The sequence below is a fragment of the Lysinibacillus sp. NPDC093692 genome (assembly GCF_050280125.1).
GTDB lineage: Bacteria > Bacillota > Bacilli > Bacillales_A > Planococcaceae > Lysinibacillus.
This window is the reverse complement of the sequence record NZ_JBNNUW010000011.1, coordinates 42,158-60,073: the sequence shown is the minus strand read 5'-3', so window position 1 is coordinate 60,073 and position 17,916 is coordinate 42,158. Positions and strand designations below refer to the sequence as shown.

Annotated in this window: 17 protein-coding genes; 5 read left to right on the top strand and 12 right to left on the bottom strand. The window is 37.5% G+C overall.

All coding sequences use genetic code 11. The features are described from left to right. Positions 1 to 7 precede the first annotated feature (7 nt). The 5 genes from ACQKN4_RS13555 to ACQKN4_RS13535 all read right to left on the bottom strand — a co-directional run bounded on the left by ACQKN4_RS13555 (position 8) and on the right by ACQKN4_RS13535 (position 7,035). Positions 8 to 1,954: a primary-amine oxidase gene (locus ACQKN4_RS13555; RefSeq protein ID WP_427483919.1), complete on the bottom strand. Its 1,947-nt coding sequence runs from the start codon at positions 1,952 to 1,954 to the stop codon at positions 8 to 10. A gap of 270 nt (positions 1,955 to 2,224) precedes the next feature. After that, a complete protein-coding gene (locus tag ACQKN4_RS13550; protein ID WP_427483974.1) occupies positions 2,225 to 2,770 on the bottom strand; it encodes an N-acetyltransferase family protein in 546 nt (181 codons plus the stop codon). Positions 2,771 to 2,784: 14 nt separating this feature from the next. Beyond that, a complete protein-coding gene (locus ACQKN4_RS13545; RefSeq protein ID WP_427483918.1) occupies positions 2,785 to 3,318 on the bottom strand; it encodes a cysteine hydrolase family protein in 534 nt (177 codons plus the stop codon). Between the two features lie 233 nt (positions 3,319 to 3,551). After that, positions 3,552 to 4,484, bottom strand: a complete 933-nt coding sequence (locus tag ACQKN4_RS13540; RefSeq protein ID WP_079560257.1) for a stalk domain-containing protein — start codon at positions 4,482 to 4,484, stop codon at positions 3,552 to 3,554. A gap of 778 nt (positions 4,485 to 5,262) precedes the next feature. Continuing rightward, positions 5,263 to 7,035, bottom strand: a complete 1,773-nt coding sequence (locus ACQKN4_RS13535) for a glycerophosphoryl diester phosphodiesterase membrane domain-containing protein (RefSeq protein WP_427483917.1) — start codon at positions 7,033 to 7,035, stop codon at positions 5,263 to 5,265. 258 nt (positions 7,036 to 7,293) lie between these two features. On the opposite strand from ACQKN4_RS13535, the gene ACQKN4_RS13530 reads away from it, so the two are divergent. Next, a complete protein-coding gene (locus ACQKN4_RS13530; protein ID WP_079560255.1) occupies positions 7,294 to 7,512 on the top strand; it encodes a hypothetical protein in 219 nt (72 codons plus the stop codon). A 42-nt stretch (positions 7,513 to 7,554) separates the two neighbouring features. Here ACQKN4_RS13530 and ACQKN4_RS13525 read toward each other — a convergent pair whose 3' ends face one another. Together ACQKN4_RS13525 and ACQKN4_RS13520 are read right to left on the bottom strand one after the other, a co-directional pair. Continuing rightward, positions 7,555 to 9,129 carry an amidohydrolase gene (locus ACQKN4_RS13525; protein ID WP_427483916.1) on the bottom strand — a complete coding sequence of 525 codons (1,575 nt, stop codon included), beginning with the start codon at positions 9,127 to 9,129 and terminating at the stop codon, positions 7,555 to 7,557. 150 nt (positions 9,130 to 9,279) lie between these two features. Further along, a complete protein-coding gene (locus tag ACQKN4_RS13520) occupies positions 9,280 to 9,864 on the bottom strand; it encodes a biotin transporter BioY (protein ID WP_427483915.1) in 585 nt (194 codons plus the stop codon). A gap of 504 nt (positions 9,865 to 10,368) precedes the next feature. Between ACQKN4_RS13520 and ACQKN4_RS13515 the strand changes: the two genes are divergently transcribed. Continuing rightward, a complete protein-coding gene (locus ACQKN4_RS13515; protein WP_079560252.1) occupies positions 10,369 to 10,578 on the top strand; it encodes a hypothetical protein in 210 nt (69 codons plus the stop codon). A 29-nt stretch (positions 10,579 to 10,607) separates the two neighbouring features. Continuing rightward, positions 10,608 to 11,576, top strand: a complete 969-nt coding sequence (locus ACQKN4_RS13510) for a DUF2167 domain-containing protein (RefSeq protein ID WP_427483914.1) — start codon at positions 10,608 to 10,610, stop codon at positions 11,574 to 11,576. Between the two features lie 238 nt (positions 11,577 to 11,814). Here ACQKN4_RS13510 and ACQKN4_RS13505 read toward each other — a convergent pair whose 3' ends face one another. From ACQKN4_RS13505 to ACQKN4_RS13485, 5 genes are all read right to left on the bottom strand, one after another. Then, positions 11,815 to 12,477, bottom strand: a complete 663-nt coding sequence (locus ACQKN4_RS13505; protein WP_079560251.1) for a TIGR04104 family putative zinc finger protein — start codon at positions 12,475 to 12,477, stop codon at positions 11,815 to 11,817. After that, complete coding sequence (locus ACQKN4_RS13500; RefSeq protein ID WP_079560250.1) at positions 12,464 to 12,979, bottom strand: sigma-70 family RNA polymerase sigma factor; 516 nt, start codon at positions 12,977 to 12,979, stop codon at positions 12,464 to 12,466. The genes ACQKN4_RS13505 and ACQKN4_RS13500 overlap by 14 nt, the downstream gene beginning before the upstream one ends. Positions 12,980 to 13,167: 188 nt before the next feature. Continuing rightward, positions 13,168 to 14,616, bottom strand: a complete 1,449-nt coding sequence (locus tag ACQKN4_RS13495; protein WP_427483913.1) for a tetratricopeptide repeat-containing diguanylate cyclase — start codon at positions 14,614 to 14,616, stop codon at positions 13,168 to 13,170. Positions 14,617 to 15,280: 664 nt separating this feature from the next. Further along, positions 15,281 to 16,489, bottom strand: a complete 1,209-nt coding sequence (locus ACQKN4_RS13490) for a hypothetical protein (protein ID WP_427483912.1) — start codon at positions 16,487 to 16,489, stop codon at positions 15,281 to 15,283. Continuing rightward, on the bottom strand, positions 16,482 to 16,964 hold the full coding sequence (locus ACQKN4_RS13485) for a sigma-70 family RNA polymerase sigma factor (RefSeq protein ID WP_427483911.1): 483 nt from the start codon (positions 16,962 to 16,964) through the stop codon (positions 16,482 to 16,484). Before ACQKN4_RS13485 ends, ACQKN4_RS13490 begins: the two co-directional genes overlap by 8 nt. A gap of 149 nt (positions 16,965 to 17,113) precedes the next feature. Here ACQKN4_RS13485 and ACQKN4_RS13480 point away from each other — a divergent pair, with 149 nt between their 5' ends. Continuing rightward, the gene (locus ACQKN4_RS13480; RefSeq protein ID WP_079560246.1) at positions 17,114 to 17,554 is read left to right on the top strand and encodes a MerR family transcriptional regulator; all 441 of its coding nucleotides are present in this window, start codon (positions 17,114 to 17,116) and stop codon (positions 17,552 to 17,554) included. Further along, positions 17,541 to 17,894: a DUF4260 domain-containing protein gene (locus ACQKN4_RS13475; RefSeq protein WP_079560245.1), complete on the top strand. Its 354-nt coding sequence runs from the start codon at positions 17,541 to 17,543 to the stop codon at positions 17,892 to 17,894. Before ACQKN4_RS13480 ends, ACQKN4_RS13475 begins: the two co-directional genes overlap by 14 nt. The last annotated feature ends 22 nt before the right edge of the window (positions 17,895 to 17,916 follow it).

Genomic DNA, 17,916 nt, shown 5'->3' with positions numbered 1-17,916 from the left:
AAGAGTTTTATTGTATATGACAAGACGAAGTTGTGTGACACTTCTTGTCCGGTCTAGGAACGTCTATTGCCGGGTTTCGATCAAAGAATCCAACCGGTTTTAATTGGAAGTTGATATATGCAGTTGGCATTACAGGCCAATCTTCAGGGCGCGGAATATGATGATGGCCCATTGTGTACCAAACGACGATATCTTCATCATCAATTGAACGGTTTTTCTCAACGTATTTTGGAAGTCCATCTCCTCCAGCATGTTGATTTGGATACATACCTGTTGCATATTTTTCATTTTCATCAAATTGCGTAACGTGTAAATGGTGTTTAAGGAAACCAGCACGTTTCATAACACTTGATTCTTCATGAGCAAATGGGAAGCAATTTTCACCAGGCAAAATTTTATATCCAACAGGTTGATTCACTCGGTTAAGTGAGTTTTTATTAATAATTTTCCAAGTACGCTGTGTTTTTAAATCTAAATTACGTAACGCTTCCTTCTCCGTTTTAAAGATACGTGAAAGAGGATAGAAACCATTACTATTCGGATTGTGTTCCCCCAATGTTTCTGATACTGTTTCTGTTTCAACTACTGAATTATTTTCACCGTCTAACATCGTATCAAGTCGGAAATTAAAGAAGTGTTGATGATGTGATGCGTTTAATCCTGGAGAAATCTCAGATCCATATTTCGTTTGGATGCCATTTTCACATGTACCAGTGCTTAAAATACCCGTTAGCTTGACTTCAGCTTCAATCGTACCGTCTTGGTAGAAACTCCAATAGAAGCCGTAATCATAATTTCCAACTGTACAGAAGAATGAAATCACTAGTCGACGTGAACGCCTTACCTCTACATGGCCTGTACGCCAATCTGTATGTTTCCAACCAATCCCGTAATCTTCTTCGTGTAAGCAAATCGCATTTTTGATCGTGCGCGCATTTCCTTTAACATCAGCTACAACGCCATCAAAGTATTGAATTTCGCCTAAGCAGTCGCAACCAAGCTCTAACGAATTGGCTAATTGACCCATTCCATATTCACCAGCATCAAAGGCATTTTGTGTGTTATGCGAAAATGTTGGTTCACCATAAGGGACAACCATTTCTGATAAAGCTGCACGATAAAGAACCGGACGATCCTTGCCTTTGTCATGGTAATTAATTGTGTATAATACAAGGCCTTCACGTGGTGTAAATCCATAGCGGAAACTCCACTTTTGCCATTTGATCAAATTACCTTCAATTGTAAAGCTTGGACCTTCAGGTTGAATGATTTCCAATGGTTTTAAGTCATTTCTAAACACTATTGATTCATCAACTTCAGGATGGTAATTACCTGATGTCGTTGGAATTGGACGTACCCCGTGATCTTCTACTTTGTAAACTTCCATTTTGTTTAGGTCTACATACGTTACAATACCTGTTAAAGGGTAAGCATATCCGTTATCTTCTAGTGATTGTTTTTGCCAACAAATCGCACGAAGTAAACGTTTACCTTCAAGTTCCTGAACACCAAAATTCCCTGCTGACCACGGATCCACCATAATTAAATCAGGATTGTCAATGCCACGTTTCTGTAAAGCTGCTACAAAATCAGGGTGGCTCTTTACTAATTCCTCACATTGCTCAAACTCCTCTAAGGCTACATTTGGTTGTACGCCAGGAATATATTCGTAGGAATCAACTTTTTCTGAAGTTAAATTTACAACTGTTTCAAATGTTTTCAATTCTTTATCATCTAAAATCACTAAAAATACTCGGCGATCTACAGTATTACCTGGTTTGTAATTTAGTACTTCTGATTTTTTAGGTTCATGTAACATCACCGACATAAATCGTACATGTTCAGACAACTGTTGCTGTTCCTTGACTATTTGAACAGCTTTTTCAATTTCTATTTCAGATAATGGTGATAATGGGTGGCTTAGCTCAACGTTTGGATTAACCTTTACTGACATTGTATCAACCCCTTATAATTTGTTCTCTTTAATTATAATCAGAAAATTCAGTGAAGTGATTGTAAATAACGGCATTTTTATAGATAAGTTATTTTCAGCTAAAAATATATAATGTTTTCTACTCTAAGTATTATTTATGCTAATCAAACTATTTTTAGTTCTCTTCTGAAGACCACCATTTAGACTGCCTTCCATCTTGCCATAGCAAATTGTTTTTGTTGTAAAAAAAACAGCTAAGCACCTATTTGCTTAGCTGAGTTTATAGTATAATTATGCCTTAATTCTTCCCATGACAATCGTATTATAATAGTTGCCATCTGAAAGGAGTTTATCATTTTTTAAAACGCCTTCAACTTCAAAGCCAAGTTTCTTATAGAGCAAAATTGCTTTGTCATTTGTCTCTATAACATGTAAAGACATTTTTTTAATATCATTAGCGTCAGCCCATTCTATCGAAGTATTTAAAAAATTTTTGCCTATTCCATAGCGCCAAAACTCCTTCAATACACCTACACCAAATTCTACTTTATGAGCAATTCTTTTTAATGGTGATCCCGCACATCTTGAAAATCCGACAATGCGATTATCGACTACTGCCACTAAACACAAATTTCTTGGACTTTCAGTGTCTTCCTTAATAATCGCTTCAAAACCTATCGTATCGATAAAGCCTTCCCCTTGTTCTCTATCGAAGTTTTCCGTTTCTCCATCAAGTTGTAGCCTTAAAGCTGATAATGCTTGGGCATCTTCGAGATTGGCAGATCTAATAATATAATGAAGTTCATTGACAATAAATTTTTGACTGTTTATGAGCATTATTGAAACCTCTTTTACGTAGTTTTTAAAAAAGTAATTGGCTGAATTTTCACGAATCGATTGTGCCATACGGACTCGTGGTGCTTAATAATTTGCTCTGCATTTAATACACGACTATGTAGTGTGGTATGTGCACCTTCAACTAAAATATTATGATGGTATCCATGGCTGTAAGCATTGCGAATGGTCGTATCAAGGCAAAATTCTGTTTGAGCACCAGCGAAAATAAGCTGCTCAATTTGTTGTTCTTGTAAGTATTGCGCTAATTCCGTTTGATAGAATGCATCCCAAGTTGTTTTTTGAATCACTTTATCTTCAGTTTGTCGCAGAAGTCCATGATATAGATCCCAGCCTGGCTTACCAAATGCAAATTCGTCATCCTTATTTGAATCCGTATGTTGGATGAAAATAATAGGAACTTCACTATTACGTCCCCAAGTTATTAACATATTAATATTATCTAACACTTTTTCATAATCAAATAAATAGTTTTCACTATCCAAAAAGAATGCTTCCTGCATATCCACGATAATTAATGCCTGCTTCATATAGTGCTCCTTTAGAATCTGACTTTAATTATCTAATTGTACATAAATTTATTTTCCATTTAAAGAGAATTATGAGGGATGAATAGCGCATCACCATAGCGTGTGGCTGATTTCCGTTCCGACTATATACTTTCTTGAGAGCGTCTGATGAGCCGCATCCTTTCTAAAGCATATACTAAGTTAAAATAAAACCCCCTCCACAGCACGATGCCATGAAGGGGTAATACAACATTTTATTCCATTAATTCTTCGACAAATTCAACTGGTACATATGTTTTCGCTGGTTCTAATAAAGCTGGTGCTACTTTAAAATAACGAAGTGCTTTATTATAGCCATATTCTTTTTGACCACGTGTAATTGTATAAGATACTGCGCCTTTAGAGATAATAGCGCCTTTTCCTGTTGATTCTACTTTAAAGCCTAACTCTTCGGCAATTAAACGTAATGGTACCATTTTAGTACCTTCAACCTCATAAAAGTCATTGTTAATAATTTCTTGTACAGCAGCTTTTGACGGATCTACTTCACCTTGTTCCTGTGCAATCGTATCTAAAACGACAACTTTTGAAGGTGGAGTTTGTGCTGGAATACTCATTGTTGTAATTGTGTAGAACACTAGTAAATGTTGCTCTGCTAAATCTTTAGCTTTTACTTTTTTACCAGATAGGCTAAGTAATTCTGTTTCTTTGCCAACATTTAGCTTTAACGTGTTATCAGTATTCACCAACTCTTTATTGAAATAATCTACTTCTACAATTCCCATTTCTTTTGTTTCAACAATAATTACTTCTGGGTTATATTGTGGAGGATAGATCATAAGCATTGGCTTATTTGCATACGTGTAAGCTGTTACTTGATCACCCTTTTGTAGTTTAACTTCTTTACCTATATTATCGAAAACTAGTGTCTCGTCATTTACGACAAAAACATTTGTATTTTCGTTCTCTTTCACAGTGTAATAGGTTGCATCCTCACGCTTTTCAACACTCTCAATTGTTCCAGCTATTTTAATAAAAGTTGGTTGAACTTCTGGATTTTGCTCCTTATTATCAGTAGCATTCGTCACAACTGCTTCTCCTTCGTTTGCTGATGCGGTTGGAGCTACTACAGCGCCCCCGATTAATAATGCTGACATGGCAAATGGTACGACTTTCTTCATTTTCATAAAAAAGCATCTCCTTCATTTCACGAATTCATAGAAGTAGTCGATTATAAAAGAAAAAGGTTACAGCCTTGCCAACTTTTTTAGAGGAATGCTAAAAAAGCCGAGATTCTTATACAACGAAGAATCTCGGCTTTTACTTATATTGTTTGTATTAATTTGCGGATATTTCCTTCCCTTCCGCGGGTTTTTGCTCTTCTTCCGCAGGTATTTCCCCCTCGCGCGGGTATTCGCCTTTCTTCCGCGGGTATTCACCTTCCTTCCGCGGGTATTTCCTTCCCTTCCGCGGATATTCGCTCCCCTTCCGCGGGTATTTGCCTTCCCCCGCGCGGGTATTCGCTTTCCTTCCGCGGGTATTCGCCTTCCTTCCGCGGATATTCTTCCCTCGCGCGGGTATTTGCCTTCCCTCGCGCGGGTATTCGCCTTCCTTCCGCGGGTATTCGCTTCCCTTCCGCGGGTATTCTTCCCTCGCGCGGGTATTCGCTCCCCTTCCGCGGGTATTCACCTTCCTTCCGCGGATATTCTTCCCTCGCGCGGGTATTCGCTTTCCTTCCGCGGGTATTTGCCTTCCCTCGCGCGGGTATTCGCTTTCCTTCCGCGGGTATTTCCCCTCGCGCGGGTATTCGCCTTCCTTCCGCGGGTATTCGCTTTCCTTCCGCGGGTATTTCCCCCACGCGCGGGTATTTGCCTTCCTTTCGCGGTATTCTTCCCCCGCGCGGGTATTCACCCTCCCTCCGCGGGTATTTCTTTTAATCTAGTATTACACGCATTCCATACAGATTTAATACATGAATTGAAGTAGGTTGAGTATTCGCTGTAAAAAGTATTCACGTTCATTTTGCTTTGTTCGTATATCCAAAGCCATATCGGGGAGATCGGTTATGACTCCATTGACATTTTTCCGAATAAAATCATGTAATGACCGATTATTATTCAATGTCCATACGAACAAGTCAATTTTTTGCTGCTTCATCTCTGAGATTAGCTGGTCTGTTACCCATGCTTCCTCTAGTGAAATGAAATCAACGGTTTCATCCATCGGCCCGATATTTAATGCATAGACAACTCCAACACGTAAGTTCGGTGCCAATTTTTTTATTTGTGACATCATTTGTGGATCTGAAGATTGCACATAATACTTATCAAGGACTTTGTAAGCTTTTAGTTTTTTTACTAACTTGGGCAATACGTCTTCTGTTTCTTTACCATGTACTTTTAGTTCAATTAGTAAGGATACATTTAGGGCTTTTGCTATTTCAATAAAATCATCCAATGAAGAAATTTTGTCGTTAAAGCCATTAGCATGAATTGTTAACGTCTTCAATTCACCGAGCGTCATATTGGCGATAACACCATTTTTACCTGTGAGTCTTCTTAATGTTTGATCATGAAATACTACGAATTGTCCATCAACGGTTTGTTGAATATCGATCTCGATTAAATCTGCACCCGAACTTGCTGCACTGACAAGTCCGCTGATTGTATTTTCCACATTTCCCTTCGTGTAGCCCCGATGTGCAATAATTTTTGTATCTTGTGCATAGACACTTTTCTCTAATGAAATACCATTCATCACACTTAATGCGATGAAAACAACCAAAATGATGAAAGTTAACGGTTTATAGTTTCTTTTTCTAAATTTCGGTGTAAATCGCGATCTGCCTAAAATAGGCGTTTTATAGGTAATCGCCACCATTACTTGTGAAATCATTGCTTGCAGTAAACTAAATAACATTCCAAACACCATTTCTAAAAAAGCAAGAGTAATCGCTGCTGTTACAAGTGCGGTGCTCGGAATCAAACGCTCCAACAAATATAATGGAAAAGTACTTATTATCGTAATGCCAAGCATCACAAGTAAATGAACTATAATAAGCGTGAATATTAATCCAAGGAGGCCCAACAAGCCGCGCTTTGAAAAGCGCCAGCTTTGTATGAATGATCGAAGTAATGATATTTTTGGCTGGATTGTAAAAATCGGCATTGTCAAAATGCTACGTATCCCTACTATAACTAAAAGTATTGTTATAGCCGCATAGAGTAAACGACCAGAACGACTGCTCATGATATCATCTGTCAAAATATGTGGAAGGGAAAAGGTTTGTGTGAATGTTAGCGGAAGTATCAATGAAGTTAATGGCAATAAAAGTGCAATATAAATAATTAAAAAAATGACTTGAATACTAAAAAAGGAAAGCATCTTACGATTGAGTTGCTGCCATATGTGTTGAAATCGATAGCGAGTACCTCTTTGTTGATGAAAGGCCATTATAAAAAGAAAGCCCATTTCATAATAAATAAATAGCAAAATGAGCATTATCAAAAGAATGATCATCAAGATGACAAAGGGATGCCCCACAAAACTTTGAATATTTTGCTCAGTTATTTGTGTGTACCCGGTAACTCGTAGCATTAGCTTAAATACGATAGCTGTTACTGGAACAATTAATAAAAACTGAAATAATTTAATCAGTGCGAAAACTTGTATATAATCAAAGCGATACTTATAAATATTGTAGACGGCTTGGCGCATCACTTGTCCTGTTTTGTGCATTTACTCACCCCAGTCATACCTATCGTATCCCCTATCTTAAGCATCTTTACGATTTTTATAAACTCTTCCTTACAGGATATGTAAAGCCATTTATGTTAAATTACTTGAGCTCTTAAAATACAATTTGTCCCATATAATATGCGAGTAAAAATGATAAGATTTCTGTATTTATAGTAGTGTCTAAAAATTTTTTTGAAACTTTTTTGTATGTCACTCAGTAAATAATAAAATCGATACAATTTAAGGGGGCTAATAATTATGATACATACGATTTTTAACTTTAGAGATCTTATTAGTACAACTGTACTTCTTGTATGTTTCCTCGCCATATTTTTCGTGATGATTAATATGATTAAAAAAATGAAATCGACAGCTCCTCTACCTCCTGAAGAAACTCTTCAACAAAAAGTAGACGATTTAACAACACGGGTGAAAGCGTTAGAGCATCGAGTGGAAAACTTATCAGAAAAACAATAGCGCTTAAAAAAATATTTGTTAAATGAAAAAACGCTGTAAAGTTTATCCTTTACAGCGTTTTTCATAAACGATACGGCCATCCACAACCGTATATGCCACTTTTACTTGTGGAATATTTTCAATAGCTATCGTAAAAAGATCCTCTTCTAATATAGTGAAATCTGCTGTATAGCCTTTTTCAATCTTACCTCGAATATCGTCTTGGGCTATTATTTGTGCAGCTCCTACAGTATAGAGTTGTACTGCCTCAAAACGTGATATTTTCTCCTCTGGTCCGTAGCCGTTATGAGATTCTCCAAAATTCCGTCTTGTGACTGCCGCGTATATTCCGTGTAAGGGGTTTGGTACTTCAATCGGGGCATCACTGCCACCTGCAACAACTAATCCGCTAGCAAGTAGTGATTTTAATGGGTGCAAGCCTTTTGTTCGTTCCTCCCCTAGCCTAGCTAGTTCTGCCGTATACTCGCCCTGCACAAATTGCGGCTGCATATCCACAGCGACTGGCAACGCAGCAAGTTTTTCTACTATCCCTTCGTCCACTAAGCTACAATGAATAACACGATCTAATTGACCTTCTTGGGGCGGATAGGTAGCAAATACGTTTAAAATTGTTTCGATGGCTAAATCCCCAATGGCATGCACGGCCACTGTTTGTCCATGCTGTCGTGCAAGTTGAACATATTGCTCTAATTGTTCTGTTGAATGGACAAGCATACCGTAATTGCCTGGCTCATCACAGTATGGTTCTCGTAAGGCTGCAGTACGTCCTCCAAAGGCACCATCGATAAAGATCTTCATTGCACCAAACTCTAAATACGGAGAAGATGTTTCTTCCATCTTAGTTACTTCCTTAAATACTGTGTGGTGCTGTAATAAATGAACTTTAAACGATTGCCTTGCCTCGACAATCTTTCGAAAAGCATTTATTGGTTGAATCGGTGGCCCGTAATAGCTTAAATCTTCAGAATGACCACCCACTAAGCCATATGATTGCAAGGATATTACCGCCTTCTCAAGCGCATCCTCGATATATTCGGGCGTAATATGAGGCATATGGTTAACAATCATATACAATGCTGCATCCTTTAAGACGCCTGTTAGCTGACCATCTACTTTTTCAATGACGCCACCTTCTGGTGATGGTGTATCGTTTGTTATTCCTGCAAATGCCATTGCCTTGGAATTTGCCAAAATTAAATGATGGCAACTACGCTTAATTATTAAATGTGCTTCCCCTAAAGCATCGAGTTCCGATAATGTTGGGAAAATAGGAACTTTAAACTGTGTCTCATTAAGTCCTATCGCAATTACCCATTGATCTGCGGGAACTTCCAGCATCCTTTCACGAATAATGGCCAGTAGCTCATCCTTACTTCTGACGTTCGATACATCAATATGCTTTAATTTTTCCCCGTATCCAATAATATGTAAATGACTATCGACAAAGCCTGGATACATCACATTCCCTTGTAAATGTTTAATAGAAGTAGCTTGTGGCGACAAGCTCTCTACTGAGCCTGTCGCCACAATTTTTCCTTCTTTAACTAGGACTGCTTCAACTGTTTCGCCAACTTGTGCCATCGTGTAAATTTTTCCACCTGTCCATAACGTTGCCAAAACAATTCCTCCTATGCAATCAGTTCTAATCAATTATGCTTCGGTATAATTGCGACCGAAGGCATTGGGCCAACGTGATGTTGGTCACTCAGTCGTGTGTCGCTGTCGCTTCGCTTTCACACAGATAAATTGCCACAGGACGTGGCGTTCTTAGACTGAGTTCCTCTGTTCAGCACGAGTTTGGACCACGTTAAAAGAAATTAAATGTGCTCGCTCTAGACGACTACGAACAATTACGCCAAACCATCCTGCCATAACGGCTTTCACAATACCTACTATAATAAACGGTGCCGCACCACCCATAAATGCAGCTGTCCAAGTTAAATCTCCAACGATTTTTAACCAAGTCGTTCCAAATGCCAATGTCACAACCATCCCAATGATGTTCGAAGTAATAGCATGGAAAATTGTAACTCCGAATTTATCTAAATATAAGCCCATAATGATTGCTGTGACAAGGAATCCGACAATATAGCCACCTGTAGGGCCAACTAAAATCGCAAATCCTCCTGACATACCACTAAATACTGGAATACCTGCCGCTCCAAGCAAAATATATATCAATACTGACAACGTTCCAAGTTTTGTCCCTAAAATCGTTACGACTAATCCTACTGCTAATGTTTGTCCTGTTATTGGAATAAGTGGTAACGGTATCGTTACTTGTGCAAGAACAGCAATAATCGCTGCACCAAATGCCGCTAACACATAATTATATGTACTACTCTTTTTCAAACTAAATTTCCTCCCCTTGTGCGTTAACTATAGATGAAAATAAGTTAACACAAACATAAAGCAAATGAAAACTGTTGTCAATCTATTTCGAAAAATTGCTATAAAAAAAGAAATTACTATAGTAAACTAGCAATTTCTTATCATATGTCTTCATGTAATTTAAATAAATCAGGAACTATTTGATAAGAATATCACACCAACTAAAATCAAAATCCAAAAATGCTTATTAAAAAATGTGTAAATATAATTAGTCACATATATTATTGAATGTACGATTCGTTAACATTCTACAATTAATATTGGTTTTTTGACTATAATTAGTCAATTCGGATAAAAATCATTCGGAAAAAGACCCGTATTTTGAAAATGAAGGATAGGTATCTCAGTCTCCAATCGTGTGCAAGCAAGTGCCAGCATACTTATAGTTGGAAGAATGCGCATTGTAACATTTTGGTTTATATGGTAACATACTTAAGTATTTTTCCATTATTAAGGAGGCAAGTTATGTTACGCACTGGAATCATTCTTTTAATTTTAGGTTTAGGGGCATTTATTCTGCCGCAATTCGGTCTACAATTCAAATTATTTACAGTTTTTAACGACATTTTTGGCGGAGGCGAAACCTATGTCGAAATTGCTCTTGCAGGTATAGGCGCCGTCCTAGTATGCATTCATTTATTTAAAGGAAAGAAGGACAAGTCGTCCGCAGCATAAGAACATGTGATTTTTGGGAGGAAGATATTTTGAAATCGTTAATTGCAAGACTATTAAAATCAGTAACTGCTATGACTTTAATTATGATGGTGTGTGCGGTTCCCGCATTCGCCGAAGAAGAGCTAAATTGGGTCGAAGGTGGACAGAAAGTTGACGTGGGGACAAATTTAGCGGAACTGGAGTTAGACAGTGATTTTATTTTTCTGAATGCCGAAGATACGAAAAAGTACCTAACGCAGGGCGGAATGGAGCCGAGCGGGTCAGAAATCGGCGTGGTTTTTCCAAAGGATGAAACTCAGACTTGGGCCGTTTATTTCGAATATGACGAATCTGGATATATAGAAGACGACGAAAAAGCGGAAATCGATGCTGATGCCTTGTTGGAAAGCTACAAAGAAGGTACTGAAGAAATGAATAAGGAGTTAAGCCCTGAAAATCAGTTATTCGTTGACAAATGGGATGTTGCTCCATTCTACGACAACCAATTACATAGTTTGTCGTGGTCTTTATTAGCCCATGATAATCAGAACAATGGTGTTATTAACTACAATGTGCGAATTCTATCCCGTGAAGGCTATATCTCGGCGATACTAGTCTCAGATCCGGCAAATTTGCAGGCAGATCGTATAGTGTTTAACAACAAGATCCTGTCGCAGTTTAACTTAAAGAAGGGTCAGCGCTATGAGGATTTTGACAAAAAAACCGATAAGGTAGCTGATTTCGGCTTAACAGGATTAATTCTTGGAGGTGCGGGTCTAGCAGTTGCCAAAAAAGCGGGCTTTTTTGCTGTACTCCTCCCTCTATTGAAGAAGTTCGGGATCATAATTGTGCTGGCTGTCGGTGCGATTTGGGGCTTTATTCGTAAAAGAATGGGATTGAAGAAAGAGCAACCGGAGCAACCTGAACATTCGGAAGAACTACCGACACAAGTAGAGCAATCGGAGCAACCTGCTCAGGACCAGGACAAGGACCAAGAGATTGACAAGCAGAAAGTTTAATTTGCATGAGAAATAACCGCTAAACGTTTCGCGAATGTGGTTAAAAATAGGAATAATTAAAGCCCCTCCTAATCACTCGTTAGCCGAGTGATATAGGAGGGGCTTTTCATATCGGTATTCATTTAAAGAAGTGCCTTATAGCCAAAACCGTAGCGAATATTGTATCCTCTCACCCGTTGTCAATCTAATCTAATAAAAAAGAAATTGCTATAGTGAACTAGCAATTTCTCTATACAAATTACCAAAGCGGATCGTTGATAGGATCATCTTCTTGTAAATCAAATACATATGGTGCTAGTAGTCGATAATAAATAAGAACACCCGCCATAAAGAAAATAGTCCCAATAGAAATATTATTAAAAATCATATGCATAAATACCATAAGTGGAATCGGGAACGTTAAAATACCACCCATTTTCATTGATTTTTTTGTGCGATATTGTTTTTTCCCACAATAAGGACATTCGATTTGTCCATTTTTCCGGTACATTTTTCGAGCTTGCTTCTCTGACCAAGTTTCCCCACACTCAATGCACACCGGTAGGCCATAGCCTTTCTTGATTAACACACCTTTCACAATCAAAGCAATCCCTATCAAGAAGCTAAAAAGCAATATACCTTTTACAAATTCGTTTTGTAAAATTGTCCATAGGCTCCATGTATCCGCTTCTTGCTGTACACTAGCTGCCTGATGACTACTTGAATGTTTATTCTGCGATAATAAATAACTAAAACCAATGGCCAACATCGTAAACGTCGCAAGCACCACACGATATTGCCACGGACTGCTTCTTCTTTGTTTCGTTTTACTACGTGCTTTCTGAGCAATAGCCTGTTTTTTTTCATCTGTAAGCTTTACTTCATGAAGCTCTTTTAGCATATCTTCTTTAAATTGATTCATGGCGTAACACCTCCCAATCATAATCACCGATTGCTGTTGCAAGTTGCTTTCTAGCACGCTGTAATCTTGTACGTATTGTTGCTTCTGGACAACATACGAGCTGTGCAATTTCAACTGTCGTCATATCCTCAAAATAATAGAGAATCAATACTTCCCTATAGGCCACAGATAATGTAAACAAAGCTTCTACTAGCTCTCGTTTTGTGGATTTAGCAAGATATTCTTTTTCAGGCGTGACTGCTGTCGTACGTCCTGTTATTTTTTCAAAGAGTGTCAATCGTTTACTTTTCCAGCTGCGCAAATAATCATGGCTTCGATTGACCGTCATTTTCACTAAATATGTACGTAATGATGCTTCTTGACGAAATTGCTCCTGCTTTTGATAAAAGGCGATAAACACGTCTTGCACAATGTCCTCAGCTGTTGCTTCATTTTTCACATATAAATAAGCAACCTTTAGTAAATAATCACCGTGCTCTGCAATAATATTTTCGATATCCATCGTTGTCCTCACCTTCTTTCTAAACTACTGACGGACGCCGCTTCATTTCCGATTCACTTTTTTTAAAAATTTTTTCAAAAGAAAAGAATCTGCGAAACTCCAACGACTATACGTTGGAATGAAGCAGATCCTTTTTGATTGATACTAAATATTTGCACTTACACGCCAGTACCCATCATCTAACTTGTTTAATTACGATTCCCCGCACCACTATATTGATTAAAAACAGTGCTTTGGTTACGACCATTGCGCTTTGACGTATATAGTGCTTTGTCCGCATTATGGATCAGCTCCTCAACAGTGGCAATCTGACCTTGTTTATTCGTACTGACGCCAATACTAAATTCCAACTGAACGGTCTCATCATTAATTGTTAAGGACATAGAGTTTAATGTTTGATAGAGATTTTCCGTTATCGTTTGAATAGATTCACCCTCCGGTAATTGACTAAGAACAATAAACTCATCTCCGCCAAAGCGAGCAACAATCGACTCAAATGATTGAAAATAATCCTTTAATGTAGTTGCAGTAATCGTTAAAGCATCATCACCAAATAAATGACCATTAGCATCATTAATTTCTTTAAAATGGTCTAAATCAATCATCATTAATGCTAATTGCTGATTTTCTACCGAAGCTTTCTCCAGCATTTTTTCTGCATTCTCATCAAAATAACGTCGATTATAAATATTCGTTAATGGATCAACGTAAGAAGTTTTTTCAAAACGTTTTTTCTGGTCATTATACTCCATCTCAAATAACAAATGAGTATAATTTTCCCTTTGCATTTCCAATAGAATGTTAATATATTCCTTTTGTATCGAGCACAATACAAGCTTATTACCTTGTTCTTCTATTAGCTTCACTAAAGAATTATAAATAGTTTGAAGCATAGACAAATCATTATTTTGTAAGGCATAGTGCTTCGACTTTTGATACAAATCAATGGCCTCGCCAATGCGCCCCTGTTTTTCACAGAGCAATGCATAGGCATTCATAACCTCCAATTGTAACTTGGAGTAAGGTGGTTTCTTAATCGTCACTAGCAATTCTTGCAATAATTCATCTGCTTCATCAAATTCCTCCAAGCAAATTTGTGCAACAGCTAAGTTTATTTTTGAATAAATAATCCCTGAATAAGGATTTTCATGCTTTGTTTCAAAATAATTGGCATAGTATAAGCTCTTTAATGCAAAATCCTTCGCTTTTTGAGAGTTCCCTAAAGAGTTTTCTAAGTCGCTTAAATTATTATAAATTTTCCCTATGCTATCTGTATGTTGAATACGTTCAGCAATCTCTAGTCCCTTGATCATAAACTCTTTCGATTTCTTTATATGGCCGAATGTCCCCCAATAAATGGATGCTAAAATATAATGATGGATTAAATCGATATCATCGCCATATTGGAAGGTTAATTCTCGATATTGCTCTAGCACACTAATGGATACTTGCAAATCACCTGTTTGAAAATAGCTTGCACAGCTATAGCGTAATAACAGGATTGCTTTTTTATACATACCAAGCTCAATAGCACTTTCAATTGCGGCACTACTTAATTCTATATATTCTATAAAGCGATTCGCTTCATACAATTCATTGAGCGTAATCCATAATTCTTCAAACTCCTGTGTGTTCATACCGCCCCTCCTTAAAGTAACCCTACTTCTTTAATACTATCTTTATGTGCCAAATATTACAATTCCTCAGACTCATTTATTTTCAAATTTATGAGTAAAATTAACCTCAAAATCCCATTCAGTGATTCATTTATCCTAAAAAGTTGTGATTCCTTTTGTAAAATGACTCTTTTTATAGGGGGAATATTAAAGATACCATAATTTTCCGTTAAATAAAAAAAACAGCCTCTTCTCGAAAGAGACTTGAAGAAGGTGTGGATGGCTAGATATGTGTGGATCATCATCATAATATGTGGTTGATTTCCATTCCGGCTAGCTACTTTCCTGGGAGCTTCGGGGCAACAGATGTTTTTTTGTGCGAAAGCGTAGCGGCAGCAACATGAGAGTTAGTCACCAAGCTGCAATCACAGGACTTGATATCTTTAGCCTTCGTTCCTCTCCCCGCTTCGCTTGCGCTCCAAATACTCATCTGTGACACTAATATTCCCACCGGGTCGCCCAGCCTCCAATCAAAATACTCAGGACGTAAACAAATGTTAAACTAATCGCAAAAATCAATTATTCTTCATCACAAAAAGATTTCAAAGAAATCAAACCTCGTCATAAAGAAAGCGCTCCCAAAAAGTCCAAATGGTAAGGTCCGCCGATTATATTATCATAACGTTTAATGTAAAGATTCTTCAATACTTAAAAGCTTCTTTAACTCTACTGACCTTTCATTATTTAGATGTACCATACCATAACCTACTTTATACAAATCAAGTGATTGACCGGAACTATCCCAGATATCTACACGAACTCCATCTAGTATAAATGAATAATCTGGAGGGTATCCAATATTTTCAACAGGCTGCCACTCTGTTTGTCGAAAGAATTGCATGACTTCCTGTTCGTTTTGAACGTTGAGCATAGTCGTTACTGTTGGTTCAACAATTTCCACATTGTTTAATACGCCGTAATTTGTGACTCTACCATATTCATCAATTGACTCACTCCTATTTGATTCTATACTGACATAATCTCCTTGCTTTACCGGGAAACCATCCAAAACCGGATACCAAGTTGCTTGTGGGTACTTTTTCATAATTTGCTCTTGCGATAATTTTTCTAAGTCCTCAGGAATAGCCTTTTCAACAAATAGAAAGGCATTGGATTCTACTTTTATGACTGTTCCCTCATACTTAATTCCATGTGAATTACTTGAATAATTCTTGATTCCTTTTTGCTCCTTTATCGCTTTTACCTGATCTGCAAAATGCTTATCAAAATAGCGGATAGCATCCTGAGCGGCTATTTCTTGTACTATACCGTTTGGGAGAGTAGGATACTTTCCTCGGTAAAAGGAATCCAGCTTTTTTTGAGCTGTATACATCGGTAACAAAGGCTCCACATATGTTTTAAAGTAGTTCTTGATTCCCTTCTCTTTTAAAAGCTTCGCATATTCAGGTGATTGTTGTAACATAAAAAGCTCGTCATAATGCTCCTTCCTTACCGCCTTTAGTTCTGCGTCAGAATATTGGAGACTAAGTGACTTCGCATAATAATAAGTGGCAACTACCTTCTTGTAGCGCTCTATTGCCTCTTTTGTATAAAATTCCTCGTCTTGTTTGCCCCAATTAATGCGCATTATATTTTCAAAATGGGTAAGCTGTGTATCGTTAAACATAATTGCAGATTGTTTCGTCTCCTTATTCAGTAGCTGCACCATAACAAATCCAACGAAGCAAAACGTGACAATCACTGTTAAAAGCGCGAAACGAATGGGCTTTTTAGCTTTGACATCTCGCTGCTGTAAGACACGATTTTTAACACGCTCTTTACTCTCTACCATATCCCCTGCCACTTTCACCAACTCTTTTTGCCATTCATTCATGTCCAAGCACCTCCCATTCCTCCAGCTTTAATTGAGACTTTAAAGCTTCTCTTGCCCTTTTTAACCTTGTTTTAACAGTGTTTTCTACAATACCTAGAACTTGTGCTATTTCGGCAATCTTCATCTCTTCGAAATAATAAAGGATGATTGGCTCTCTATATTTTAGTGGAAGCTTTAAAATAGCTGCCCCAATTTGGGTCCTTTCCTCCGCTTCAATCAGTGTGTCGCTCTGTATGTTAGCCCTCTCAGGGAATATTTTTTCTTGTAAAATTAATTTCTTAAAATGCCAGCTTTTTAAATAATCTTTGCTTTTATTAATCGTTAACCTTGATAAATAAGCACGTAGCTGTCCACGTTCCTCATAATCATGCTGAGAAAATTTTATAAAAACCTCCTGCACGATATCCTCTGCCGCGTGTCTATTTTTCACGTAAAAATAGGCGAGACGCAATAAATGCTCTGCATGATCATCCATAATTTGTTCAAGTATGCCGTCCACCTCCCCCTCTTACACTATAAACGACTGCCAAGAAATGACCGTTTCACTTAATTTTTAAAAATTTCAATTTTCGTATTGACCTTGGAGCACACTCCAATGTTAGGATAAATTTAGGAGGTGCTCACATGCATATTAAACAGTTTGCAGCAAAGTATAATTTATCTACGGATACCGTACGTTACTATGAAAAAGAAGGATTACTACATCCAAATAAACAGGACAATGGCTATCGCGTTTATGATGTCACGTGTGAACATACAATCAAATTTATTTTAGTCTTAAGGCAGCTTGGCTTCACATTACAAGAAATCAATCAACTCCTTACACTAGAGCAAAAGCCTACTTCAGATTCCTGCAATCAAAAGACCGTACAGCTTTTCTCTGCAAAGATTACTCACATTGAGCAGCAGTTATATTTTTATCAGCAGGCACTACAATCCTTACAGCTCACTCAAACATTAATGGCTGAAGGAAAATATGCAGAAAATAAGTTAGTCATCGGCTCACTTATCGAGGATATGTATAATAAATTACAAGAAGGAAGTGTTCATCATGAAACTACGTAAAATTATCTCATCGGAATATTTAATAGCACTTTTAGTAGCTGTATTTTTCTACTGGCATTTTGAATTTTCGTTCCTATATTTTGTACTACTTTTATTACTACCTGATATAACGATGTTAGGCTACATAGTAAACACTAAAGTTGGCGCGTTATTTTACAATATTGGCCACAGTTTAGTCCTGCCAGGTATTCTCTTAATTATAGGCTTTGTCACTGCATCATCACCGCTACTAATGGCTTCTATAATTTGGTTAGCTCATATATTTTTAGATCGTGCACTAGGCTATGGTTTAAAATATGAAGCAGCTTTCAATAAAACACATTTACAACAAATAGTTTAAGTTAGAAGTTGAGGCTCTATCA